Below are 24,601 nucleotides of genomic sequence, written 5' to 3'. Positions count from 1 at the left end.
TCCCCATGGTGACGCCGCCGTTGCGGCCGGGTCAATGGCACGCGATGGTGCCGTCGGGCCGCGTCAGATCTGACGCAGTCGGAGCCGGGAGACCCGGTGGTCGGTGTCCTTGGAGAGCACGAGCGTGGCTCGGGCCCGGGTGGGCAGCACGTTCTCGACCAGGTTCGGCTCGTTGATGTCGTCCCAGATCTGCTGCGCGCGGGCGACGGCGGCGTCGTCGTCCAGGCTCGCGTATCGGTGGAAATAGGAGTCCGGGTCGGCGAAGGCGGTGCGCCGCAGCCGTAGGAAACGTTCGACGTACCAGCGGCGTATGTGGGCCGTTTCGGCGTCGACGTAGATGGAGAAGTCGAAGAAGTCGCTCACGGCCAGGCCGGCGTGGCCGTCCGGGTGGACGCGTGCCGGCGCGAGCACGTTGAGGCCCTCGACGATGAGTACCTCCGGCTTGCGCACCACGATCTGCGCGTCCGGGATGATGTCGTAGGCCAGGTGTGAGTACACCGGAGCCGCGACCGCCTCCGAGCCGCCTTTGACGTCCTCGAGGAACTCGATGAGGCGGCGCCGGTCGAAGGATTCCGGGAAGCCCTTGCGCTCCATCAGCCCGCGCCGCTCCAGCTCGGCGTTCGGGTAGAGGAAGCCGTCGGTGGTGATGAGCTGCACCCGCGGCGTCTCGGGCCAGCGGCGAAGCAGTTCCCGCAGCAGCCGGGAGGTGGTCGACTTGCCGACGGCCACGGAGCCGGCGACCCCGATGACGAACGGGGTGTGCCGGGTCCAATCGCCGAGGAACGTCGAGGTGGCCTGCCGCAGTTGCTGTGAGGCGGCCACGTACAGGTTGAGCAGGCGCGACAGCGGCCGGTAGACGGTGTCCACTTCGTGCAGGTCGATCGGATCGCCCAGCCCGGCCAGGTTCTCGACGTCCGCCTGCGTCAGCGGAAGCGGGGTCGAGGACGCGAGCGCGCGCCACGTGGCGCGGTCGAACTCGGCGAACGGGGAGTTGAGCTCCACGTCGGGGATGGACACACTCCAACTCTAGATGAGCCCGACGGCGTGACGGGCACCCGTCCGTCACGCTGCTCATCCGTCCGCCCTGCTGTGAGTCCGCCGATCCGTGCGTGGCTGCTCACTCGTCAACCCGCCGCCGGCACACCGGTAGCCGAACTCGTCGGCCGCGAGCCGATGGGGGCCGCTGCCTCAGAAGGGTGGTTCGTCGGGGTAGCGGCGGGCGTCGTCTTCTTCGGCGGCGCGGTGGGCTGCTCGGGTGGTGTCGGCGCGGTCGCTCAGGCGGGTGTCTCGGCTGTGGACGATGGCGAGGGTGTCGGGGGTGGCCTGGGACCAGTGGGCCCGGTTGGCGCGTTCGCGCTGCGGGGACAGCGGCGCGGGCGCGGCGGGTAGGGTCGCCTCGGGCGGGGCCTCCACGCCCGGGGCACGAGTTGTGTCCGCGGCATGAGCTGCGCCGGATGCACGGGCTGTCACGATCGGGCCGGACGCGCTGGTGCCGCGGACGGTGGTGCCGAGGGCGGTGTTCTCGGGGGTGCCGGTCGTCGTGCTGGTGGCCGGCTGGATCGCTCCCGTGCCGCTGCTGGTGCCGCCGCTCGTGGCGGCGTTCTCGGTGTTTTCGTGCGTGTCGCGGTGCTCGCCCGTGCCACAGCTCCCGGCGGGTTCGGTGTGCTGAGCGGTCTCGATGCTCTCGGCGGTCTCGATGGGGCCGATGGGGCCGGTGGTGGCCTGGGTGTCGAGGGTGCCCCAGGGGGTGCGTAGGAGGCGGATGCCGTGGGGGCCGGTCCACAGGTAGGTGCCGGTGTCGAGTTTGGCGTAGGACCAGGCCGCGTGGCGCCCGCGCGAGGCGGAATCGGTGTGGGCGTGGGTCTTGAGGCGGTGATGCGCCCTGCACAGCGGGGCGAGGTTGCACGGGCAGGTCGCGCCCCCGGTCACGACCAGGCCGCCGCCCTCGCCGCTCCTGCTGCCGGCGTCGCTCCCGCCGGCGTCGTTCCCGCCGTGTCCGTCGCGCCCGTCCTGTGCGGCGTGTCTGTCGTGCCGGGTGCGGGTGGTGGTGTGCCAGGCGTCGATGTGGTCGAGGTCGCAGGCGCGGGCGGTGCGGGTGCACCAGGGGAAGGCGCATCGGTCGGTGGTCAGGATGGCCTGGGTGCGCATCCGTTCGGTCGGGGTGTAGGAATCGGTCGCGAGGGGCTCGTCCAGGTCGAGGATCGGGCGCACGATGATCTCGGGCACGAAACACGACCCGGACCCACCCTCGCCGGACAGCACGGTCCCAGGCAGCACGGTGCCGGGCAGACCGGTGCCGGGCAGTACGGTGCCGGGCCGTCCCGGGGATGCGGGCGCAGCTGTCCCGTTGAGGCACGGCCCCTCGGGCACACCCGTCCACTGAGGGCCGGGCGCGGGTGTGCCCGGTGCCGCGGGCGCGTGTGCGGGCGGCAGGGTGGTGGGGCGGTGGAAGAGGGAGCCGAGTTCGGCGGCGGTGATGACCGCGCCGCGGGGTAGGCCGCGGGCCTCGACCCGGACCGGGACCCGGCGCAGCCGTTCACGATCGAACCCGCCACCCGCAGCCCGCGCGCCGGCACCAGACACACCACGATCACCACGATCACTGGAATCGTCAGGATCGCCGGGATCGCCACGGTCACCCGGATCGCCGGGATCACGGCCGTCGTGGCCGTCGTGGTCGTTTTCGGTGTCGGGGTGGTCGGGGCCGCCGGGTGGTCGTGGCGGGCTGGTGGTCGGGAGTCCGCCGGGCCAGAGGTCGGCGGCCTGGAGGTGCAGGTACATCAGGATCCGGCCCCGCGGCACGCCCGCACCACCGGTGTCCGGCGCGCCCTGATGACCCGCCGCGCTCGCCGAGCCCTGATGACCGGCCGCGCCCTGATGACCCGGGGTGCTCGATTGTTCGGAGGTTCCGGACTGCTCGTCGGCCCCGGCCTGCTCGGCCTGCTCGGCGGTGCCATCGGACGGTGGGCAGATACGACCGAACATGCCCGGCTCGCCCGGTCGGCCGGACTCGCCCGGGTGGGCGGGCGTCGCCTGCCGGTCGGGCGGGACTGGTTGGTGTGGTTGGGCTGGTTGGTCGGGGCCGGTGGGAGTGCAGCCGGGCAGGGGGGTGTGGCCGTAGCGGGCGCGGGCGAGGTCGCCCAGGGCGTAGGCGCGTAGGTCTCCGGCGGGCAGGTCCCAGCCCTGGGCCTGGATCATGCCGGCGAGGTGATCGATCACGTCCTGCAGGATCCGGCCATCGGCCGCGGGCAGGACCGCGTGCATGCGCGAGTCCCCGGTGGCGGTCTCGGCGTGGGTGAAGGTGACATCCCGAGCCGGGCCCTGATCGGCGGCTTGTTCGGCGGCCTCGTACTCGGTGGGCATGTGCCGGATGAGGGCCTCCTTGATCAGCCCATCGAGCTGGGAACGCCCGAAGTTCAACGGCACGAGCGAGAGCTGAGAGTCGACGAACCCGCAGGCCTCGACCGACAGGAACAGGGTCGCCGCCGCGATCTGACGGGCCCGCCAGACCCGCACCCGCCCGGCCAGGGCCCGGGCGAACAGCAGCGGGAGCCGGGTACGTAACTGTTCGGCCTCGAGCAGGAGACGCTGGGCGGCGTCCAGGCCCATCCCGGCCCCGGCCGCGAACGTGGAGATCGAGTACTCCTCCACCGTCCACAACCCCCGCTGCCCCGATCCCACACCCGGAACCAGATCCGCGGCCGTCAACGGGCGAGACGCCGGATCCGTAGCACGATCCAGCAGGCTCGCCCGCGCGCCGTCGTCGGGACCATCGCCGCTGTTTCTGCTGCTCCCGCCGCTGCTGCGGGTGCTGCCGCCGCTGCTGCGGGTGCTCGTGCTGTTGTTGTTGGCGGCGGCGGTGTGGATGGCGGTGATCTCGCGTTGGCGGGCGTCGTGATCGATCTGGTCCCATTCGGCCTTCTGGGCCAGGGTGGCCTCCACGACCAGCGGTGGCAGATGGGCCAGGGTGTCCTCACCCTCGTCCTCGGCCGCGATCACATACGGATGATGCTCGACCCACATCGCCGCCAACGCGAGCCGCTCGATCATCACCTCGTCCATGACCTCCCGGCCCCGACGCAGCCGGGCGAGCATGGCCGAATCATCGACCACCTCCCGCTCGAACCGCTGAAGTTCCATACCAAACATCCTCCCAGCACCCACCGACATTCCCCCGAGACACCGGGGACAGGGGGACCGCGGGGCAGCCGGATCCTCAGGAGCGGGAGTGCCGGCGCGCCGACCATCCCGAGAATCATGGGAATCCGCGTGGCGTTGCGCGGAGGTGCGCGGGATACGTGCGATGACGCCAACGTCGCGCGGAATCGCGCAGACTGCATGCGAGCCCATGCAGGCCGATGCAGGCCGATGCGGGCCCATGCGGACCTATGCGGGTCCAAACGGATCCACGCGGATTCACAGGAGCGGGCGGGTCGAGACACCCGGAGGCACACGGGGAGATCGGGGGAGTGGTGACGGTCGAACCCGGATGTGATGAGAACGCGATCGGCGCGGGGTGGAGCACGGGGCCACGAGCGGGTACGACGATCGGATGAGAAGGCCCGGTGGAAGCCCGGCCCGGGGGAAGCACGCGCGATGGAAGCACGGCGCGGTGGAAACTCGGGGGAAATGCGGGGAAACGCGGGGAAACGCGGGGCTGTCAGGCGGGAGCGGGTCCGGGTATGCCGGGAGCTCGATGTCGTGTCGGCCGGCTCGCCGCGCTGGAGGTCGCGGACCGCGGAGTCTCCCACCGCACCGGCTCGCGGCGCGCCCCAACCGCCCCCGAACTGTGCCCGAACTGCCTCCGAACTGCCCCCGGATTGCCCCGACCTGTCTCCGACCTTCATGGGGTGCCGCGGACCCGACCGGGTAGCGTGGGGCACGCGGCCGATGGGCTGCCGGGAGGAGCTGCCGTGATCATCGGTGTGGGCATCGACGTCGTCGACGTCAACAGGTTCCTGAGCGCGCTCGGCCGCGCGCCCGACCTCCGCGAGCGCCTGTTCACTCCGCCCGAACGCCACCTCGCGCCCGCCTCGCTCGCGGCCCGCTTCGCCGCCAAGGAGGCGATCGCCAAGGCCCTCGGCTCGCCCGGGGGAATGAACTGGCAGGACTGCACCGTGCACCGCACGCCGGGTGGCCCGCCGCGGATCGAGATCGTCGGCACCGTGCTCGCGGTCGCCGACCGCCTCGGCGTCACCGGCTGGCACCTGTCGATCTCGCACGACGCGGGCATCGCCTCGGCCTTCGCCGTCGCGGAGGGGGGATGAGCGCCGTGCCCGGGTCGAGTGGGCCCGTGGCCGCCTATGCGGCCGAGCACGTCCGAGCCGCCGAGGCCCCGTTGCTGGCCGCCGGCGTGCCGCTCATGCGCCGAGCGGCCGCCGCGCTCGCGGAGACGGTCCGCGCCGAACTCCCGCCCGGGACGGGCGTGCTCGTCATCGCCGGCCGCGGCAACAACGGCGGCGACGGCCTGTTCGCGGCCGCCGAGCTCGCGCGCGCGGGCATCGCCGTGACCGTCGCGCTCGCCCAGCCGATCGAGCCGACGGACGACGCAGCTCACCGGCCGATGTCCGCCGCCGAACCCGGGCCCGGGCAGGGGCTCGCTGCGGCCCGCCGCGAGGGGGCGGTGATCGTCCCCCTCTGGTACGCGGGCGAGACGCTCCCCGGCACACTCGATCAGGCCGACCCGGCCGATCCGGCCGATCCGGCCGATCCGGCCGATCCGGCCGATCAGGCCGACCCGTCCGATCCGGACGGGGCGGGGTCCCCCCGCTGGTCCGCCCTCGATGAGGCCGCGGCCGGTGCCGCGGTGTGGATCGACGCGCTCACCGGGCTCGGCCTGCGTCCCCCGCTGCGGGGCCGGCTCGGCGACCTTCTCGCGCACCTGCTCGCCCTGCGCCGTCGGCACCGGCCGATCGTGGTGGCCGCCGACCTGCCCTCCGGCATGGCGGCCGACTCCGGCGCGCTCACCGGCCCGGTGCTGCCGGCCGACGTCACCGTCACGTTCGGGTGTGCGAAGCCCGCGCTGCTGTTGGCTCCCGCCTGCCACGCCGCGGGCCGCGTCGAGGTGGTGGACCTGGGCCTGACCGAGGAGCTCGCGGCCCTGCCCGTGGCCGTGCGCCGCCTCGACGGTGCCCGGCTCGGCGCGGAGTGGCCCGCCCCCGGCCCGGGCGACCACAAGTACACCCGGGGCGTCGTCGGCGTCATCGCGGGCTCGGCCACGTACCCGGGCGCCGCCGTGCTGTGCACCGGCGCCGCGATCCGCGCCGGGGCGGGCATGGTCCGCTACCTCGGGTCGGCCACCGCGTCGGTGCTCGCCGCCCGGCCGGAGGCCGTCACCGCGCCCGGGCGCGTGCAGTCCTGGGTCATCGGCCCCGGCCTGCCCGGCCTGGGCGATGAGTCGGGCGACCTCGGCGACCCTGGGAGCCCCGCCGACCCCGACATGGCCGCCGCCCTTGGTGCCGCGACCGAGGCGATCGCCGCCGGCGCGGCCCTCGTGCTCGACGCCGGCGGGCTCGACCTGCTCACCCCGGGGGAGGCGAGCGCGGAGGGTGAGACGGCCCGGCGCACCCGGATCGGCGGGCGCATCCTGCACGACCGGGTCCTGCTCACCCCGCACGCGGGCGAGCTCGCCCGCCTGCTCACCCGCTTCGGCGTCGAGGCGGGCCGCGAGCAGATCGAGGCCGACCCGGCTCACTGGGCGGCCAGGGCCGCCGAGGCGACCGGCGCCACGGTGCTGCTCAAGGGGGCCGTGACGCTCGTGGCCGCCCCGGCCCCCGGCGCGGGCGGCGCAGCGAGCACGATCCCCCTCTACTCCCAGCGGACCACACCCCTGGCTCGCAACCGCCGGCAGCGGCGACGTGCTCTCGCCGGGGTCCTCGGCACCGCGCTCGCCCAGTTGCCGCCCCAGCGCCGAGGCGGCCACGGCCCGGGCGTCCGCGATGGGCGGCGATCCACGGCCGCGCCGGCGTGCTGGCCGGCGCGCGCCACGACGGCGGCCCGATCGCCGCCGCCGACATCGTCGGCGCCGTGCCCTGTGCCATCGGTGCCGTGTTGCGCCTCGCGCGCGGGGAATCGGCGGGCGGGGTCCTGGCAGACTAGGGGCGTGAGCTACCCCGGGTACACCGCAGCCGCCCACGTCGACCTGGGCGCGATCCGGAGCAATATCCGCCGCATCCGTTCACTCGCCGCCCCCGCCGAGGTCATGGCCGTGGTCAAGGCCGACGCCTACGGGCACGGCCTCGTGCCGGTGGCGCGCGCGGCCCGGCAGGCCGGTGCCACGTGGCTCGGCGTCGCCCAGCTCGCCGAGGCCCTGCGGCTGCGGGAAGCCGGGCTGGAGGGGCGGATCCTCGCCTGGCTCTGGACCCCCGGAAGCGACCTGCTCGCCGACTGCCTCGCCGCCGACATCGACCTGTCCGTGCCGGACGTGCGCGCGCTCGCGGAGGTCGCCGGCCACGTCCGGGCGCGCACGGCCGCCGGCGGCTCCGACCGTCCGGCCCGGATCCACCTCGAGGTGGACACCGGCATGGGGCGCACCGGCCTCGTGCTCGAGGAGTTCGGCAGCCTCATCGAGGCCGCCCGCGCCGCCGAGGACGCGGGCGAGGTGCGCATCGTCGGAGTGTGGACCCACCTCGCGCGCGCCGACGAGACCGGCGACGCGGACGCCGTGCGCTTCACAGACCGGCAGTACGAACGGTTCGCGTCCGCATGCGCCGCGCTCGCGGCGGCCGGAGCCCAGCTCGAGGTGAGGCATATCGCGAACTCGGCGGGCGTCGTCACCACGCGTGAGCCCTACGACCTCGTGCGCGCCGGCCTCATCACCTACGGGATCTCGCCGCTGACGCACGAGACCCCGGCCGACCTCGGGCTGCGGCCCGCGCTCCGGCTCACCGCGCCGCTGGCCATGGTCAAGCACCTGCCGGCCGGGCACGGCGTCTCCTACGGGGGCACGTACGTCACGGCCGCCGACACCCGGATCGGGGTCGTGCCGCTCGGCTACGGGGACGGCATCCCGCGGCACGGTTCGAACGTCGCGCCCGTGCTCGTCGCGGGGGAGCGGCGCACCATCGCCGGGCGCGTGTGCATGGACCAGTTCATGGTCGACCTGGGCGGCTCGGGACACGTGGATGCGGCGGCCGGCACCGAGGCCGTGCTCCTCGGCGACGCGCTCCGCGGGGAGCCGACCCCGCGCGAGTGGGCCGACGCGATCGGTACGATCGACTACGAGATCGTGACCAGGCTCGGCGCGCGCATCCCACGGATCTACACCGGCGACGACGAAGGGACCACCCCGCCCATGCTCACCATCCCCCTCCCCGACGCCGCGGCCACGACCGCGCTGGGCATCCGGCTTGCACCCCACCTGCGCGCGGGCGACCTCGTGGTGCTCACCGGCGGACTAGGTGCGGGCAAGACCACCCTGACCCAGGGCCTCGGCGCCGCCCTCGAGGTCGAGGGCCAGGTCGCCTCCCCGACCTTCATCATCGCCCGGGAGCACCCCGGCCCGCGGGTCGGCCTCGTGCACGTGGACGCCTACCGGCTCACGTCGCTCGCGGAGGTCGACCAGCTCGACCTCGACGCCTCCCTCGAGGATTCGGTCACCGTGGTCGAATGGGGCGAGGGCCTCGTGGAGGACCTGGCCGAGAGCCGCCTCGAGATCGCGCTCACCCGGCCCCGGGGGGACGCCGCCGACCTCGTGCGCACCGCCCGGATCGAGGCGTTCGGCCCCCGCTGGGCCGGCGAGGACTGGTCCGACCTGGCGACGTCCCGGCCGGACGTAGACTGACGACCATGCTTCTGTGCCTGGACACCTCGCACGGCGCCGCCGTCGCGCTCATCGACCACGGAGCCGACGGGGCCTCGTCGCACAGACCGCCGACCGTGTTCGCCCGCGGCGCCGGCGACGATCCCCGTCGCCACACCGAGGTGCTCGCCCCGCTCATCGCGGCCGTCCTCGACGAGGGGCTCGAGCGGGCCGGGCGCACCCGGGCCGACCTCACGGGCCTCGTCGTGGGCACGGGGCCGGCCCCGTTCACGGGGCTGCGGGTCGGGCTCGTGACCGCCCGCACCCTCGCCGCCGCCCTCGGACTGCCCGTCTACGGTGTGAGCGCGCTCGACGCCCTCGCCCGGCAGGCCTTCGACGCGGCAGGTGAGGGCCCGGTCGACACCGTGCTCGTGGCCGCCGACGCGCGCCGCAAGGAGGTCTACTGGGCCCGCTACGCCTCGGCCGGCGATGACGACGTGCGCCTCCTCGAGGGCCCGGCCGTCGACCGTCCCGCGGACCTGGTCGCCCGCGTCCGGGAGAACGGGGACGTGCCCGTGACCGGGCGCGGCGCGGACCTCTACCCCGCCGAGCTCGGGCCCCTCGCCGCGCCGGACACGATGCTGCGGGCGAGCGCCGCCGTCGACCCGGCCGTGCTCGGGCGCCTCGCCCTCGCCCGGGAGCGGGCCGGCACGGCGCAGCCGACGACGCCGCTGTACCTGCGTCGTCCCGACATCCACACCTCGAGCGGGCGCAAGCGCGCGAGCTGAGCGTGACCGACGACGGCGGGCGCCTGCGCCCCCTCACCCCGGCCGATGCCGGCGCGCTCGCCGCGATCGACGAGGCCCTGTTCGGGCCGGGCGCGTGGAGCCGGGCGATGATCGCCGAGGAGCTCACGGCCCCGGCCCGCCACTACGCCGGCATCGACACGGACGGCGGCCTCGTGGGCTACGCCGGGATCGCGCTCGCCGAGACGAGCCAGATCATGACGATCGGCGTGCTCACCGGCCATCAGGGCCGCGGCTGGGGCGCCCGGCTGCTGACCGATCTGATCGACGCCGCCCGGGCGGCGCGCTCGCGGGACGTCATCCTCGAGGTGCGGGCGAACGCGCCGGTGCCGCAGCGGCTCTACCGCCGCTTCGGTTTCACCCCCATCGGGGTGCGCCCGCGCTACTATCGGCCCGAAGGGGTCGACGCGATCGTCATGCGACTGCCACTGCGGTCCTCGCCCGGCCCGATCGGCTCGGAGGTTGTCGATGCGTGATCAGGTGTTCGTGACGGCCGAGGCGCTCGCGGGCGAACTGCGCGGGACCCGCCCGCCCGTGCTCCTGGACGTGCGCTGGGCCCTCGGCGAACCGGACGGCTACGCCGCCTACCGCGCCGGGCACCTGCCGGGGGCCGCCTACGTGGACCTCGAGAACCAGCTCGCCGACCCCGCCGACCCCCGCCGCGGGCGGCACCCGCTGCCCACGCTCGAACGGCTGCAGGAGGCCGCGCGGTTCTGGGGAGTGAACGACGGCGACGCCGTGGTCTGCTACGACGATTCCGGCGGCGCCGCGGCGGCCCGGGCCTGGTGGCTGCTGCGCTGGGCCGGAATGACCGACGTGCGGATCCTCGACGGCGGCCTGCGCGCCTGGTCCGGCCACGGGGCGCTCGAGGTGTTCGAGCCGAAGGTGCGTGAGATCGCCCGGGAGCACAAGTCCCGCCGGGGCACCGTGACGTTCACGGCCGAGCACCTGCCCGTTCTCACGGCCGACGAGGTGGACGCCTTCGACGGGGTGCTCATCGACGCCCGCGCGGCCGCGCGCTACCGCGGCGACGTCGAGCCGCTCGACCCCCGCGCCGGGCACATCCCCGGCGCTGTCAACGTGCCCTACACCGAGAACCTGCGCCCGGACGGCGGCCTGCGCCGGGTCGACGAGCTCGCCCGCAGCTACATCGCCGCCGGGGTTCCGGTGCCCTCGACCCTGCGGCTGCCCGCCGTGGACCTGCCGGTCGGGTGGCGCCCGCGGCTGTGGGCGGACGCCGGCGACGCCCCGAAGGTCGGGGTGTACTGCGGCTCCGGAGTGACCGCCGCCCACGACATCGCCGTGCTCGCCTCCCTCGGCGTCGAGGCCGCCCTGTACCCGGGGTCGTGGTCGCAGTGGTCGGCCGATTCCGCCCGCCCGGTCGCCACCGGCACGCACGCGCCCGCCGCCCGAGCGACTACCCTGAACGGGTGACTGACACACCGCTCGTACTCGGAATCGAGACCTCCTGCGACGAGACGGGGATCGCGATCGCCCGCGGCAACGACCTGCTCGCCGACGTCACGGCCTCCTCGATGGACTCCCACGCCCGCTTCGGCGGCATCGTTCCCGAGGTCGCCAGCCGGGCCCACCTCGAGGCCTTCGGGCCCACACTCGCCGAGGCCCTCGACCGCGCCGGGGTCACCCTGGCCGATCTCGACGGAATCGCCGTGACCTGCGGGCCCGGGCTCATCGGCTCCCTCACCGTGGGCGCCGCGGCCGCGAAGGCGCTCGCGGTCGGCACCGGCCTGCCGCTGTACGGGGTGAACCACGTGATCGGGCACATCGCCGTGGACGCCCTCGTGCACGGGGACTTCCCGGCGGAGTTCCTGGGCCTCGTGGTCTCCGGCGGGCACTCCTCGCTGCTGCACGTGCGCGATATCGCCACCGACGTGACCGAGCTCGGCCAGACCCTCGACGACGCCGCCGGGGAGGCCTTCGACAAGGTGGGCCGCCTCCTCGGCCTGCCGTATCCGGGCGGCCCGCACGTGGACCGGCTCGCCCGCGACGGCGACCCGACCGCGTTCGACTTCCCGCGCGGCCTGAGCAAGGGCAAGGAGAAGAACCGGTACCCGTACGACTTCTCGTTCTCCGGATTGAAGACGGCGGTCGCGCGCGTGATCGAGGCGCATGAGGATCGCGCTGAGGTGCTTCCCGCCGCGGACGTCGCCGCCTCCTTCGCCGCGGCCGTCGCCGACGTGCTCGTGGCCAAGACGCTGCGCGGGGCGCAGGCACTCGGGATCGACTCCGTGGTCATCGGCGGCGGCTTCTCCGCGAACTCCCAGCTGCGCGACCTCGCCGCCGAGCGGTTCGCCGCCGCCGGCATCGAGGTGCGCATCCCCCCGATCAAGTTCTGCACCGACAACGGGGCGATGATCGCCGCGCTCGGCACGGCCGTCATGGCCGCCGGCGTGGCGCCCTCCCCGCTCGGGATCACGGTGAACTCGCAGCTGCCGCTCACGACCATCGTCGACCACGCGCCCTACGAGCCGCCCGCCTCGACGGGCGACGCGGCCTGACGTGCCCCGCTTCGGCGTATGGACGGCGCAGCGTGCGTGCCGTCGTCGGCGCGGCCGGGCCGGTGGCTTGGCCGCGTTGACCGCGGTGCTCACGGCGTTCGCGCTCGCGGCGTGCACCTCGCCCACGGGCACCCCGGGTAGCACGGGTACCCCGGGGCCGGGTGAGTCCGCTACGAACGGGGGCGCCGCGACGTCGTCCTCACCCACGCCGACCACACCGCCGCCGCCACCGCCGCTCGCGTGGGGGCCGACCGAGGCGGACGTGCAGGGCTGGATCGACGAGGCCGCCGGCCTCGACCTGGCGGAGGCGGCCGGGCAGGTGATCATCGCCCGCTACTCCGGCACGGACCCGGCCACCCCCGCCGACCTGGTGCGCAAGCTCGACCTCGGCGGGATCGTGCTCTTCGCCGGCAACATCGCTTCTCTCGACCAGGTGATCGCGACGGGCGAGGCGATCCAGGCGGCCGGGGAGGACCTGGGGCGCGACTGGCCCACGATCGTCTCCGCCGACGACGAGGGCGGGCGGGTGCAGCGCCTGTCCGGGGCGCGCGGCCCGTGGACGACGTTCCCGAGCTTCTCCCACGCCGGCGACGCGCCCGCGAAGGTCGTGCGCGAGGCGATGGCCGCGATGGCGATCGAGCAGCGCGCCAGCGGGCTCAACACGGACTTCGCGCCGGACGCGGACGTGACCATCGGACCCGCGGACCCGACGATCGGGGACAGGTCGGCGAGCGAGGACCCGGACAAGGCGGCCGCGGCCGTGGCCGCCGCGGTCGAGGGGTTCACCGCGGGCGGAGTGCTCTCGAGCCTCAAGCACTTCCCCGGGCACGGCGCGCTCACGGTCGACTCCCACAAGGCGCTGCCCGTGCAGGAGGACACGACCGCCGAGCTCGAGGAGCGCGACCTCGTGCCGTTCCGCGCCGGGATCGAGGCGGGCGCCCCGATGGTCATGATGGGCCACATCGACGTGGAGGCGTGGGATCCGGGCGTGCCGGCGTCGATGTCGGCCGCCGCCTACGACTACCTGCGCGAGGAGTTGGGCTTCACCGGCGTCGCGATCACCGACGGCCTGGAGATGGGGGCGCTCGATGCGATCGGCGACGCCGGCGACATCGCGGTGACCGCCATCGGCGCGGGCGCCGATCTGCTCCTCGGCCCGACCGACCCGGCGCTCGCCCGGCAGGCGCTCATCGACGCCGTCGAGGCGGGCACCCTCGACCGGGACCGGCTGAACGAGGCCGCCGGGCGGGTCATGGCGATGATGGACTGGCAGACCCACCTGGCGAGCGAGGCCGGGCCGGTGAGCCCGGCGGATGTCGGGTCGGCCAAGGAGGCCGCCGCGGCGTTGGCGGGGTACTGAGGGTCGGCGCCACCGAGGATCGGCGCGACGGGCCTCGAGCGGTCCACATGTCGGCGGTATCGAAATTGGCTCGAGCAACTCTCCTTCGTTGCGATCCGGAGCGAGATCACGACCCGGCGAGGTCTCGTCGGGTGCCGGCGCGGAGTCGGACCGTGTACCTCACGCGGAGCGACGCGCGCGGCGGCGCGACTGCCACTCGTCGAGCGTCATGTAGTCGTCGGAACTCGCATCGGCCTCGGTGACACGCTGCCCGAGGATCGTCCACTGGCCGGCGGGGACGTCATCGCCGAGCCTGATGTCGATCGCGTCGCGCAACTCGGTCAACTCGGACGGACTGAGCCGTTCGAGTTGTTCCATGAGCGACTCATCGACCATCTAGACACTCTATCTGGTGGGCTGCTGCAGTGCACGGCTCTACGAGACTCACCTAAAAGGTCCGGGAACGCCAGCGCGTGCCTCACGCAAGGAGGCCAGCATAGCAGCTGGTGTAAGCCGGGGACCATGAACGGGGAGCTTTCGATGAGTGCACGCCGCGAGATCACCAAGAAGTACGCCCGCCGCTACCAGGGTGGAGGCCTACCGGTCTCTTTTACAGTCAACAAAACCGGCTCTTCACAATCCAGGGTGTAGTTGGGGTCTGAATCCGCCGGCCTCGAGTAGTGATCTGGCGACATAGTTGGTCAGGTTGCGGAAGCCCAGGGCTGAGCCGCGGAGGTGTTCGAGCCTGCCGTTGATCGCCTCTGTGGGGCCGTTGCTCGTGCCGGGTCGGTCGAAGTAGGCCAGGACGTCGCCGGTCAAGTCCCTTGGAGTGGTGTAGCGGTGGGTGATCCTTCGTAGGGGTTCAGGCGGTCAGGGCGGGCATGGTTTCGGCTCCGATCTCGGGGTCGGTGGTGGTGATGAGGGTGATGCGGCAGCGGGCGAGGACGTCGAGGCCGAGGTAGCGCCGGCCTTCGGCCCATTCGTCGGTCTGCTCGGCCAGGACGGCGCCGACGAGGCGCACGATGGCGTTGCGGTTGGGGAAGATGCCCACGGAGTCGGTCCGGCGGCGGATCTCGCGGTTGAGACGCTCCTGGGGGTTGTTCGACCAGATCTGTGTCCACACGTCCTTGGGGAACGCGGTGAACGCCAAGATGTCCTCCCGTGCGCCGGTGAGGTGCTCGGCCGCGTCGGGCAGCTTCTCGTCGACGTACTCGATGAGCCGGTCGAACTGGGCCTGCACGCTGGGTGCGTCGGGCTGGTCATAGACGCTGTGGAGCATGGCCTTGACGGCCGGCCACATGCTCTTGGGTGTCACGTCCATCAGGTTCGCGCTGTAGTGGGTACGGCACCGTTGCCACGCGGCACCGGTCAAGTTCGCCCCGATCGCTTCCTTCAAGCCCTGGTGGGCGTCGGAGGTGACCAAGCGCACGCCCGTCAGGCCGCGCGCGAGGAGGTCGGCGAAGAACTCGTTCCACGCCGACCCGGTCTCACTGGTGGCCACGCGTAGGCCGAGGACCTCGCGGTGCCCGTCGGCGTTGACCCCGGTCGCCAGCAGTACCGAGGTGGCGACCACGCGCCCGCCCTCGCGGACCTTCATCGTGAGCGCGTCGGCCGCGACGAACGTGAACGGTCCCGCCTCATCCAGGGGGCGGTGGCGGAAGTCCTCGACGATCTGGTCCAGGTCGGCCGTCATCCGCGAGACCTGCGACTTGCTCAGTGAGTCGATCCCCAAGGTCTTGACCAACTTGTCCATCCGGCGGGTGGACACCCCGGCCAGGTAGCAGTCGGCCACGACGGTGATCATCGCCGACTCGGCCCGCTTGCGCCGCTCGAGTAGCCACTCGGGGAAGTAGTTGCCCTTGCGCAGCTTGGGGATGGCCACGTCCACGGTCCCCACGCGGGTGTCCAGGTCGCGGTGGCGGTAGCCGTTACGCTGCGCCGTACGCGAGGCGCTGGGCCGGCCGTACTCGGCGCCGACGACGGCGTCGGCGTCCGCGGACAGCAGCGCGTTGATCATCGTCTGCAACAGCGAACGCATCAGATCCGGGCTTGCTTCGCTCAGGGCTTCACTGAGCAGGCCGCCAGGGTCGACAATATGTGGTGCGGTCATCGTGATGACTCCGTTCGAGGATTCGGTAGAAGGTTGACTCGAAGGATCACGCGGTGGCCGCACCCACGTCCACGACCGGGACGAGCTGGGCGACCGCGCTACACCACTCTAAGGGGCACTACTACGTCGCCGGCGCGGCGTGTCAGGGTGCGGCCGAGTCTGCGTAGTTCGCTCAGGGCGGCGGGAACGCCGTGGGCCAGGGAGTCGATCAGGCCGGACATCATCTGCCGCCCTCGTGTCCTGTCGGGGTCGCGGTAGGCGGCGACCATGCGCTGGTAGACGCCCCAGGTCGCCTCGACCTCGATGTGAGCCTCGTCGGCGAAGAGGGCCTCGATGCGGCGGGTCTGCTTCTGGGTGAGCAGGTCGGCGCCGGTGTGCAGGGTGCGGCGGGCGCCATAGAGCGGGTCGCCGGTGCGGCCACGGTGCCCACAGGTGTCCTGCTGTACCCGGCGACGGGCCTCATCGAGGGCGTCACCGGCTAGACGGACGACGTGGAACGGATTATGCCGACGTCGGCATAATCCCTTTTATGTCGATGTCCTGGTTATGTCGATGTCGGTGCGTGGGGGCTGCTGCTGCCTGGGTGCGGTGGTGGGCATGTCGGCATAATCAGAGTCCTTGAAGGAAGGCCAGCAGCTCGTCGTCTGTGACGGTGTAGCGTCCTGGTTTGGTGCCGGTAGGTCTGGTTCTGGCGAGAGCGTCCTCCTTGGTCTTCATGTTCGCGTGCAGGTAGATCTGCGTGGTTTCGATGCTCTCGTGACCGAGCCAGAGAGCGATGACGCTGCTGTCGATCCCCGCAGCCAGCAGCCGCATGGCGGCAGTGTGCCGCAGGACGTGCGCGGTGACGTTCTTACCGGTCAGGCTCGGGCAGGTACTGGTCGCGGTGGCGGTGTGCAGTGCTAGCCGAGCGGCAACGGCGTCACGGCTCATCCTCGTCCCCTCACGAGCGGGGAACACGAATGTGTCGGTGCTGGCCCCGGCGGTGAAGGGCCGCAGGCTCCGGACTGTCTGACGGTCAAGTGGCGTGATCCGGTCCTTCCGGCCCTTCCCGTGGCAGACGACGTGCGCGCCGGTGCCGAGGTGAACATCGCCGGCCCTCAGCGCTGTGAGCTCGGAGACTCGCATCCCGGTGGTGACCGCGACCTGGATCAGCGCGTGGTCGCGGCGTCCGGCCGGGGTGGAACGGTCCGGCGCGTCCAGTAGGGCGGCGACCTCGGGAGGGGTGAGGTAGGTGATCTCGGTGCGCCTGGCTCGTTTCGCGGGGATCGCCAGGACCCGGCTGATCGTGTCGGCGTGCTCAGGATACTGATACGCGGCGTAGGTGAACAGTGAGTGCACCGCGGCGAGCCGCGCGTTGCGGGTGCTGACCGTGTTGCCGCGCTCGGATTCGAGGTGCGCGAGGAACCCGGTGATCAGGTCGTGGTCCAGCTGCGACAGTTCCAGCGCCGCCGGTGCTGTGCCGGTGGCCATGGCGGCGTAACGCAGCAGCAGTCGCCAGCAGTCGCGGTACGCGGCGATGGTGTGGGCGCTGGCACCATACTGAGCCGACAGCCGCGTCGTGAAGAACGCCTGCAGGATCGGGGCGAGCCGGGTCATGATCGGTCCCCTCGGTCGCGACCGGAGGGAGCCGCTGAGGCATCGAGCCGCTCGGTCGCGGTGGCGAGCAGTTCGGTGGTGCCGGTGAGATACCAGTACGTGTCCCGGGGTTCCGTGTGTCCCAGCCAGGTCGCCAGCACCGGCAGGACTGCGGCGGGATCGGCGCCGGCGCGGTAGGCGTCGAGCATGGTGTTCACCGCGAACGTGTGGCGTAAATCGTGCAGCCGTGGACGGCACGACGACGACACCGGGCCCAACCCGGCCTTGTCGGTGAGCTTCCGGAAGGTCGGGTGTACACCGGAGGGATGAAGCCGGGTGCCCACGGTGGAGATCAGCAGCGCGGTGCACGTCGACGCTGGGAGCAGCCGATCCCGCTGCTGCAGGTAGGCGGTCAGCGCCGCGGCGACCGTCGGGTGCAACGGGAGCATGCGGACCTTGCCGTATTTCCCGACCACTGTGAGGGTGCGCCCGCGCTGATCGAAGCTCGCGATGTCCAACGCGATCGCTTCCCCGGTGCGGATCCCGGTCGCGGCCATCAGTCCGATCAGCGTCTGGTAGGTCGCTGCGCGCAGTTCCGGTGTCAGCGTCCCGGCAGCGTCCAGCATCGCCTGGACCTGCGCAGCGGTATAGATGAACGGTGCGACCCGGGTGGGTCGCGCCGGCAGGAGCCTGGCCGGCGGGACCTCGATGTCCGGGTTCTGGCAGTGCGCCCAGCGGGCGAAGCAGCGGATCGCCGATAACCGCAGCGCCTGGGTGCGCGGCGTGCGCGCCGGGGGTGCCGTCGCGAAGCCGACGGCATGCTCGATCGTCACCGTGCGCGCGCCACGGACGTGCAGGTAGGCGACGAAGTGATTCAGGGTGTGCTCGACGCCGTCCAGCTTGTATCCCAGCGCGCGTCGCACCCGCAGATAGTCGCCGATCAGCCTCGGGAGGTCCTCCAGCACGGTGTTCATGACACGCTCCCCCCAGTCGGCCACGGGCGCGCCAGGCCGGCTAGCCGGGTCTGATCGGTCTTCGCGTAGATCGCCGTGGTCGCCGGGCTCGCATGCCGCAGCAGATGCGAAACCTCCTCCAGGCTCGCTCCCGCGTTGAGGGTCTGGCTGGCCGCGGTGTGACGCAACCGATGCGCGTGGATCGTGCCCAGCCCGGCGCGTTTGGCCGCCCGGGCAACGATGCAGCTCAGTCCCGAGTACGCCAGCGGTGTATGTGGCGCGACGGCCTTCACGAACACGGTCCGCGCCGCGGTATCCGGGCGGCCATCGCGAAGGTAGTCCACGACCGCTTTGCCGACATCGACGGGTAGCGGTAGCCGGTCGGTCCGGTCTCCCTTGCCGTGAATGGTGAGGACGCCAGCCTGCCAGTCCACGTCATCCAGCCCCAGCCCGGCGAGCTCGCCGCAGCGCAGGCCCAGCCGATGCAGCACGGTGATCACCGCGAAGTCGCGTCGCCCCACCGCGGTAGACCGGTCACAGGCATGCAGCAGTGCGGCAACCTGTTCCTGGGTCAACGGCTCGGGTAGACCGGACAGTCTGCGGTGCGCGACCGCCGGGACCGCGTCAGCGAGCAAGACCGGGAGGATCTGCTGATCGTGCAGGAAACGAAGGAACGAGCGCAGCGCGCACGCCGTCATCTGCGCCGTCTTCCGCGTCATCGACGGCAGACGCGCGGTCAAGAACCCGGTCACGTCGCTGGCAGTCAACCCGGCAAGCCCCGCAACAGATTCTGTGCCGACCATGGCCTGGACGAACGGGGCGACCCAATGCGCGTACGCCTCAGCGACTGGATTACTCAATCCGCGATCCTCGAGCAGATACCGCCGATAGCGAGCCAGCAGCGCCTCGGCCGGAGACGAGGGCACCGGCGCCGGCGCCGGGTCCGGCACCAGCCCCTCACGGCGCAGATAACCAAGCACCGGACCTAGCGCCCGCAACGAGTACTGACTCGTGTACGCGGCACGGCGAGCCGCGAGGAACTGCTCAATGACTGGGCCGGTCAACTCCCCCAGCTCGAGGTCCTGGGAGTCCAACCACCGCGACAGGTGTGCCGCGAGCAGCATCACAGCCGTTGCCGACGTCGCCGTGTAACCAAGTCGCGTCAGTTCCGCCACCAGCGCCAACGCATGCGGCGACAACGGGCCGATGAACCGAACGTGAGACGGATCTGGAGTTGAATGCATGAATCTGCTCCTTCCAATCAGGGAAGGAACCAGGCTCCCGCACCACACGAATTATGCCGACGTGCCCACCACCGCACCCAGGCAGCAGCAGCCCCCACGCACCGACATCGGCATAACCAGGACATCGACATAAAACGGATCCATGACGGCCACAGCGCCGGGCACCTCCTCGGCCGCGGCCGTCTTGAAGCCGCTGAACCCATCCATCGCCACCACCTCCAGGCCTGCCCGCCAGGACTCGGGACGATCGGCGAGCCAGGTCTTGAACGCCGCCTTGGAGCGGCCTTCGACCATGTCCAGTAGCCGGGCGGGCCCGGTGCCGGCCCGGACCGGGGTCAGGTCGATGATGACGGTCACGTACTTGTCACCGCGGTGGGTGTGGCGCCAGACGTGTTCATCCACGCCCAGGACCCGAACCCCGTCGAACCGGCGGGGGTCACTGATCAACACGCGCTGGCCCTCGGCCAGGATCGCGTCGTTGGCGGTGTTCCACGAGACCGCCAGGCCCTCGGCGACGCGGGCCACGGTCAGGTGCTGACACACGATCGCCTCCAGGGCCCACCGCAGCGCGCCGCGGGAGAGTCTCGCGCGTGGTTCGGCCGCGGCGCTGGTGTCCTGACGCCACACGTGCCCGCACCCGCTGCACCGGTACCGGCGAACGGTGACCTCCAGCGTGGTCGGGCGCCACCCCAGTGGAACGTGCGCCAGCCGCCGCACGAGCGTGTCACGAGCCGATCCCTCGCAGCCACACCGCCGGCACCACTGATCCGGTGCCACGACCCGGCAGGCGAGCACCGCCCGGCCCGGCTAGAGTCGCTGGCCGACGACCTCCAGGCCGAGGCCGTCCAGCAGGGCGAACGTGGTCAGATCGGGGCGAGTGAAGGTAGCGTCGGGCACGTCGAGGTCTTCCTGATGGGCAGTGTGAGAACTTCCATCATCGGAGGACCTCGACCCCTACCCGACGAGCGACTCGCCCACGGCCCCTACACCCTCAACTGTGAAGAGTCACAAAACCGGTAGGCCGCCAGTCATCTCAGGGGGCATAGTGTCGCACCATGATCACAATCGCGCAGACTTGAGGTCACAACAGGCTGAGATCTCAGCGACCGCAGGGAAGGGTAGCGGCGGCAGAGTCTGCCGATGCTGTCGATTGACCGACGACCGTCCGGCCCTTCCATTGATCCTGGCCATTTCCATTGCATTTGGCGGCAACGACGGCGGACCAGCCCCCACCGGGGTAGACGGTGCCGGTTAACTGATTGCGCACGGACCAGATGCCGAAGAGTGCTTTGACTGCGATCTGCCCGGCAACGGATACGGCCGAGGAGCATCCACTGCTCGTCGTGACCGTAGAAGTCGATGTGGCGTGGCCGCCACTCTTCGTCGGCCTAGTCGCAGTGATGCTGTGGGTGCAGGACGCCGTGACACCGATGTAGGTCGTTTCTGCATCCGCATAGATCACCTTGATCGTTTCACCGTTTGCAGGAATCACAGGAGACGCTGACATCTCGAAGTTGGCAACCTGGACATCCCCACCCGTAGCGCCATCGACACCTTCGTCCATGTTGACACCCAGGAGTGGAATGGGCGTTGGCTCGGAGCTGTAGATGACCTGGGTAGCCTCATCGACGCCAACCTGCGAATAGCCAATAGTGTCTGGACTTGTCAGGCTCGCAGGTGCGGAAGCGCTGAGTGCGACAACTGCGAGCAATGCGGAGACTCTCATCATTTCCCCTTCGAAGATTGGGCAGGTGGACCGTTCCGCCTGCATCACGCCAAGCTAGCAGACTTCTGCTTGGGGAGTGTAACGTTTTGCGGCTCTTTCGGTTTTAGAGTGCGTAGCGTCGGCTCGTCGTCGCGGGTGCATCGAGGTCCAGCAGAAAATGCCAGCACACGCCATGGTGCATGGTGCTCGCGGCTCTGGATCGGGGCTCTATTCGCGATTCGTGCACGCCCAGGCTTCGTCCCTGCCATCATGGCCCCCTATGCGTAGTCGTGGAAGGGGGGCTGTGAGGTGGCCATGGGCCGGGTGATCCGCGACCTGTGGGGTACTAGGGGGATCCTGTGGGTGCTGATCCGCCGCGACCTCAAGGTGCGCTACGCCGAGTCGATGCTCGGGTACGTGTGGTCGGTGCTCGAACCGCTCATGATGGGCGTCATCTACTGGTTCGTGTTCGAGAAGATTATGGGCCGTAACGTCGGCGGCGACCCCTACATCATCTTCCTCATGGCCGCGCTGCTGCCGTGGATGTGGTTCACCTCCGGCCTGACCGAGGGGGCCAAGGCGCTGCGCTCGCAACGGCGGCTCGTGGCCTCGACCGCCCTGCCCAGGCAGATCTGGGTGCTGCGATCGGTCGGGGGGAAGGGGATCGAGTTCCTCTTCTCGATACCCGTGTTCGTCATCTTCCTGATCTTCTACCCGCCGCAGTTCAACGCGCACGTTCCGTTCGTGCTGCTCGGCCTGCTCATCCAGCTCGTGCTGCTGCTCGGGCTCGGCTTCCTGCTCTCGCCGATCATGATGCTCTTCCGCGACCTCGAACCGCTCATCCGGATCGCCACCCGGGCGCTGTTCTACGCCTCGCCGATCATCTACAGCATCAACGACGTGCTCGGCACCGGCATGCCCGAATTCCTCAAGGTGATCTACAAGCTCAACCCGGTCACCGGCATCATGGAGGCCTACCGGGCCGGGTTCTTCCCCGAACAGACCCACCTCGACGTCATCGCGATCGCCGGGGCGATCAGCGTGCTCACCCTCGTGGTCGGCTGGATCACGTTCGGGCGCATGGAACGCGCCGTGCTCAAGGAGATCTGATGGTGACCAGTGACCCGGTGATCTCGATCGAGAACGTCGGCGTGGAGTTCTCCCGCGGCCGGCGCAACGTGGGGCTGCGCGAACTGATCTTCAAACGCAACGCGGGCGTGACCTCGGACTCGTTCTGGGCCCTGCGCGACGTGAGCTTCGACGTGCGCCCGGGCGAGGCGATCGGGGTGATCGGCCGCAACGGCCAGGGCAAGTCCACCCTGCTCAAGATCGTGGCCGGCGTCATGCTCCCGGACGAGGGCGAGGTGCGGGTGCGCCAGGGCGTGGCCCCGCTCATCGAGATCACCGGCGGCTTCGCCCCCGACCTGACCGGGCGGGAGAACATCTACCTCGCCGCCGGCCTCCACGGCATGCCGAAGGATCTCGTGGACGACCGGTTCGAGGAGATCGTGGAGTTCTCCGAGATGGCGGACTTCCTCGACACGCCGTTCCGGCACTACTCCTCCGGGATGAAGGTGCGCCTCGCCTTCGCGGTGATCTCCCGGCTGGAGGACCCGATCCTGCTGGTCGACGAGGTGCTCGCCGTGGGCGACAAGGCCTTCCGGAAGAAATGCCACAACAGGATCGAGGAACTGCTCGCCGGGGGGCGCACGCTCTTCCTCGTGTCCCACTCCGACGGCGACCTCAAGCGCTTCTGCGAGCGCGGGCTGTACCTGCGCGAGGGCCGGCTGCGGGCCGACGGCCCGATCGACGAGGTGCTGGAGCAGTACACGGTCGAGAGCCATGTCGCAAAATAACGGATCTCATGGCACCGGCAGTGCCCGGCCCGCCCTGAACTCGGCGCCCGCATGCGCGACCACCGCGTCGAGCGGGCCGCCGTGCGCCGCGGCCACGGCGCGCTGACGCTGGTAGGAGGCGCCGCCGTCCAGAATCTCGAGCACCCCGGCGAGCTCGTCGGCGCAGCCGAGATCCTCGGCGACGGGCGCGAGCTGCTCCACGAGGCGACGCACGGCGCCGGTCACGAGCTCCTCGTTGCCGTCCTCGTCGAGGATGATGATCGCCTCGAGCCCGTACCGGGGGGGCCGCCACTTGTTCTCGGCGAGGAGCCAGGAGGAGATCCGCGGCGGCCCCTCGCAGGCGTCGATGATCCCGTCGACGTTGCACAGTTCGATCGCGTGGAACATGGGCGAGGGGCGGATGGCCCAGCGCACCTCGTCCACCTCCTCGATCATGCCGGTGTCGGGCCCGTCCCAGAATGGGGAGGAGGTGGAGAGGGGGAGCAGGTGCGGTCACTTCGTACGACTGAACCCGAGGTGGACCGACCCGTACGCACTGCCACATGTCGACATGTCAATACCTTCGCGATTTGATAAGGTATTGACATGCCTGTAGTGACGAAGCTGGAGCGGTTGCGCGAGGTCGCGCTCGACCAGCACGGCTTCATCGCAACCGCCTAAGCGCTGGACGAGGGGGTCTCGCATGCGGAGCTGTCCACCATGGTCGCTCGTGGCAGGATCGAACGTGCAGCGCACGGCGTCTACAGAGTGCCGCAGGTTCCCGAGACCGAATATGACCAGTACCGGCCGCCGTCATGTGGACGGGGGCCTCGGAGGCGTGCCTGAGTCACGACACGGCGCTGGAAGCGTGGGGCTTCACCGACATCAACCCCGACCGCATTCACGTCTCGGTCGCCCGGAAGAGGCGTCTGCGCCGCGCCGGGGGAGAGTCTTACGTGATCCACTACGAAGACCTTGCGCCGCAGCAGGTGACTTGGTGGCAGGGCATCCGCATCGTCACCGTGCCGACGGCGATTGCACAGGGGATCGCCTCAGGTGTTCCGACCTACTTGATCCGGCAGGCGCTCGATCGTGCCGGGCGTACGAGCATCCTGCCGACTGTGAGGCGTGAAGAGCTGACTGCGGAACTGGAGGCGTGTGATGGGCGAACGTAATCCCAGGAACCTTGCGGATGCGCTGAATGACCTGACGCCGAAGAGCAAGGCGCCCGCATCCGCACGATTCTCCCTGCCGCTTCGACGTCATCGTCACTCTCAACGGTGTGACCTGGCGGCGCGTGCAGGTCGAAATCTCCCCCGATGAGGGAAGGGCGGGAGCAGTCGCGGAGAACATTCCGGCTCCGTCATTGGCAGGGCTCGGCCTGCCGAACCCGGACCACATCGCAAGCCTGTCGATGACCTACCAGATCGCGCAGAAGATCCACGCCTGCACCGACCCGCACGATCCACCCACGCTCGTCAACGACCGCGCCCGTGACGTCGTCGACCTCATACTCCTGCGCGACCTGATCGAATCCACGCAGCACCCAACCCTCGGTGACGTGCGCGCGGCTGTCGAGGACGTCTTCACGGCGCGAGCGGTGGAAGCCACTACGGTCGGAGTGACACCCCGCAGGTGGCCCGCCCGAAGCGTCGCCCATTCGCACTGGGGCACGAGCTTTCTCAGCGCCGCCGAATCCGCCGGACGGACGGTCTCCCTTGCTGACGCCGTCGACCAGCTCAACGACTGGCTCGATCTCATCGAACACGCTTGAT

20 protein-coding genes and 4 pseudogenes are annotated in these 24,601 nt (G+C 71.0%); 12 read left to right on the top strand and 12 right to left on the bottom strand.

The window, feature by feature from the left end; genetic code table 11:
- Nucleotides 1-63: 63 nt before the first annotated feature.
- Both coaA and GCE65_RS13515 read right to left on the bottom strand, forming a co-directional pair.
- Nucleotides 64-1,011 (bottom strand): type I pantothenate kinase, encoded by a 948-nt coding sequence (coaA, locus tag GCE65_RS13520; RefSeq protein WP_194928894.1) that lies wholly within the window; start codon nt 1,009-1,011, stop codon nt 64-66.
- A gap of 177 nt (nt 1,012-1,188) precedes the next feature.
- Nucleotides 1,189-4,140: a hypothetical protein gene (locus tag GCE65_RS13515; RefSeq protein ID WP_153878759.1), complete on the bottom strand. Its 2,952-nt coding sequence runs from the start codon at nt 4,138-4,140 to the stop codon at nt 1,189-1,191.
- 773 nt (nt 4,141-4,913) lie between these two features.
- Between GCE65_RS13515 and GCE65_RS13510 the strand changes: the two genes are divergently transcribed.
- The 7 genes from GCE65_RS13510 to GCE65_RS13480 all read left to right on the top strand — a co-directional run bounded on the left by GCE65_RS13510 (nt 4,914) and on the right by GCE65_RS13480 (nt 13,425).
- Nucleotides 4,914-5,267, top strand: coding sequence for a holo-ACP synthase (locus tag GCE65_RS13510; RefSeq protein ID WP_153878758.1), 354 nt, complete (start codon nt 4,914-4,916; stop codon nt 5,265-5,267).
- Nucleotides 5,264-8,782, top strand: a complete 3,519-nt coding sequence (alr, locus tag GCE65_RS13505; RefSeq protein WP_153878757.1) for an alanine racemase — start codon at nt 5,264-5,266, stop codon at nt 8,780-8,782. Before GCE65_RS13510 ends, alr begins: the two co-directional genes overlap by 4 nt.
- Before the next feature lie 5 nt (nt 8,783-8,787).
- The gene (tsaB, locus tag GCE65_RS13500; protein ID WP_153878756.1) at nt 8,788-9,528 is read left to right on the top strand and encodes a tRNA (adenosine(37)-N6)-threonylcarbamoyltransferase complex dimerization subunit type 1 TsaB; all 741 of its coding nucleotides are present in this window, start codon (nt 8,788-8,790) and stop codon (nt 9,526-9,528) included.
- Nucleotides 9,529-9,530: 2 nt separating this feature from the next.
- The gene (rimI, locus tag GCE65_RS13495) at nt 9,531-10,022 is read left to right on the top strand and encodes a ribosomal protein S18-alanine N-acetyltransferase (protein WP_228759961.1); all 492 of its coding nucleotides are present in this window, start codon (nt 9,531-9,533) and stop codon (nt 10,020-10,022) included.
- Nucleotides 10,015-10,980, top strand: coding sequence for a sulfurtransferase (locus GCE65_RS13490; protein WP_153878755.1), 966 nt, complete (start codon nt 10,015-10,017; stop codon nt 10,978-10,980). Before rimI ends, GCE65_RS13490 begins: the two co-directional genes overlap by 8 nt.
- On the top strand, nt 10,977-12,065 hold the full coding sequence (gene tsaD / locus GCE65_RS13485; RefSeq protein WP_153878754.1) for a tRNA (adenosine(37)-N6)-threonylcarbamoyltransferase complex transferase subunit TsaD: 1,089 nt from the start codon (nt 10,977-10,979) through the stop codon (nt 12,063-12,065). Before GCE65_RS13490 ends, tsaD begins: the two co-directional genes overlap by 4 nt.
- A 67-nt stretch (nt 12,066-12,132) precedes the next feature.
- Nucleotides 12,133-13,425, top strand: coding sequence for a glycoside hydrolase family 3 N-terminal domain-containing protein (locus GCE65_RS13480; protein WP_194928716.1), 1,293 nt, complete (start codon nt 12,133-12,135; stop codon nt 13,423-13,425).
- Between the two features lie 159 nt (nt 13,426-13,584).
- On the opposite strand, the gene GCE65_RS13475 is transcribed toward GCE65_RS13480, so the two are convergent.
- The 9 genes and pseudogenes from GCE65_RS13475 to GCE65_RS13435 all read right to left on the bottom strand — a co-directional run bounded on the left by GCE65_RS13475 (nt 13,585) and on the right by GCE65_RS13435 (nt 21,057).
- Nucleotides 13,585-13,800, bottom strand: a complete 216-nt coding sequence (locus GCE65_RS13475) for a hypothetical protein (RefSeq protein ID WP_153878752.1) — start codon at nt 13,798-13,800, stop codon at nt 13,585-13,587.
- A 237-nt stretch (nt 13,801-14,037) separates the two neighbouring features.
- Nucleotides 14,038-14,217, bottom strand: a pseudogene (locus GCE65_RS13470) (transposase); the annotation flags it as partial.
- Nucleotides 14,218-14,266: 49 nt separating this feature from the next.
- On the bottom strand, nt 14,267-15,514 hold the full coding sequence (locus tag GCE65_RS13465; protein ID WP_153878751.1) for an IS256 family transposase: 1,248 nt from the start codon (nt 15,512-15,514) through the stop codon (nt 14,267-14,269).
- A 119-nt stretch (nt 15,515-15,633) separates the two neighbouring features.
- Nucleotides 15,634-16,017: pseudogene (locus GCE65_RS13460) on the bottom strand (transposase); the annotation flags it as partial.
- Nucleotides 16,018-16,123: 106 nt separating this feature from the next.
- Nucleotides 16,124-17,110 carry a tyrosine-type recombinase/integrase gene (locus tag GCE65_RS13455; protein ID WP_153878271.1) on the bottom strand — a complete coding sequence of 329 codons (987 nt, stop codon included), beginning with the start codon at nt 17,108-17,110 and terminating at the stop codon, nt 16,124-16,126.
- Nucleotides 17,107-18,063, bottom strand: coding sequence for a tyrosine-type recombinase/integrase (locus GCE65_RS13450; RefSeq protein ID WP_153878272.1), 957 nt, complete (start codon nt 18,061-18,063; stop codon nt 17,107-17,109). Before GCE65_RS13450 ends, GCE65_RS13455 begins: the two co-directional genes overlap by 4 nt.
- Entirely contained in the window at nt 18,060-19,286 is a 1,227-nt protein-coding gene (locus tag GCE65_RS13445; RefSeq protein WP_153878273.1) for a tyrosine-type recombinase/integrase, read from the bottom strand. Before GCE65_RS13445 ends, GCE65_RS13450 begins: the two co-directional genes overlap by 4 nt.
- Before the next feature lie 126 nt (nt 19,287-19,412).
- Nucleotides 19,413-20,183 (bottom strand): annotated as a pseudogene (locus GCE65_RS13440) (ISL3 family transposase); the annotation flags it as partial.
- A gap of 202 nt (nt 20,184-20,385) precedes the next feature.
- Nucleotides 20,386-21,057, bottom strand: coding sequence for a hypothetical protein (locus GCE65_RS13435; RefSeq protein WP_153878750.1), 672 nt, complete (start codon nt 21,055-21,057; stop codon nt 20,386-20,388).
- A gap of 249 nt (nt 21,058-21,306) precedes the next feature.
- Between GCE65_RS13435 and GCE65_RS13430 the strand changes: the two genes are divergently transcribed.
- Together GCE65_RS13430 and GCE65_RS13425 are read left to right on the top strand one after the other, a co-directional pair.
- A complete protein-coding gene (locus GCE65_RS13430; protein WP_153878749.1) occupies nt 21,307-22,101 on the top strand; it encodes an ABC transporter permease in 795 nt (264 codons plus the stop codon).
- Between the two features lie 140 nt (nt 22,102-22,241).
- Nucleotides 22,242-22,847: pseudogene (locus tag GCE65_RS13425) on the top strand (ABC transporter ATP-binding protein); the annotation flags it as partial.
- 6 nt (nt 22,848-22,853) lie between these two features.
- Here the strand turns inward: GCE65_RS13425 and GCE65_RS13420 are convergent.
- A complete protein-coding gene (locus GCE65_RS13420) occupies nt 22,854-23,282 on the bottom strand; it encodes a hypothetical protein (RefSeq protein WP_153878747.1) in 429 nt (142 codons plus the stop codon).
- A 264-nt stretch (nt 23,283-23,546) separates the two neighbouring features.
- Here GCE65_RS13420 and GCE65_RS17130 point away from each other — a divergent pair, with 264 nt between their 5' ends.
- The 3 genes from GCE65_RS17130 to GCE65_RS13410 all read left to right on the top strand — a co-directional run bounded on the left by GCE65_RS17130 (nt 23,547) and on the right by GCE65_RS13410 (nt 24,600).
- The gene (locus GCE65_RS17130) at nt 23,547-23,672 is read left to right on the top strand and encodes a hypothetical protein (protein WP_370460129.1); all 126 of its coding nucleotides are present in this window, start codon (nt 23,547-23,549) and stop codon (nt 23,670-23,672) included.
- A complete protein-coding gene (locus tag GCE65_RS13415) occupies nt 23,642-24,001 on the top strand; it encodes a hypothetical protein (RefSeq protein WP_153878746.1) in 360 nt (119 codons plus the stop codon). The genes GCE65_RS17130 and GCE65_RS13415 overlap by 31 nt, the downstream gene beginning before the upstream one ends.
- 107 nt (nt 24,002-24,108) lie before the next feature.
- Entirely contained in the window at nt 24,109-24,600 is a 492-nt protein-coding gene (locus GCE65_RS13410; RefSeq protein WP_153878745.1) for a hypothetical protein, read from the top strand.
- Nucleotide 24,601 lies beyond the last annotated feature (1 nt).

Source organism: Pseudactinotalea sp. HY158, assembly GCF_009660225.1.
GTDB lineage: Bacteria > Actinomycetota > Actinomycetes > Actinomycetales > Beutenbergiaceae > HY158.
This window is presented reverse-complemented; position numbering and strand designations above follow the sequence as displayed.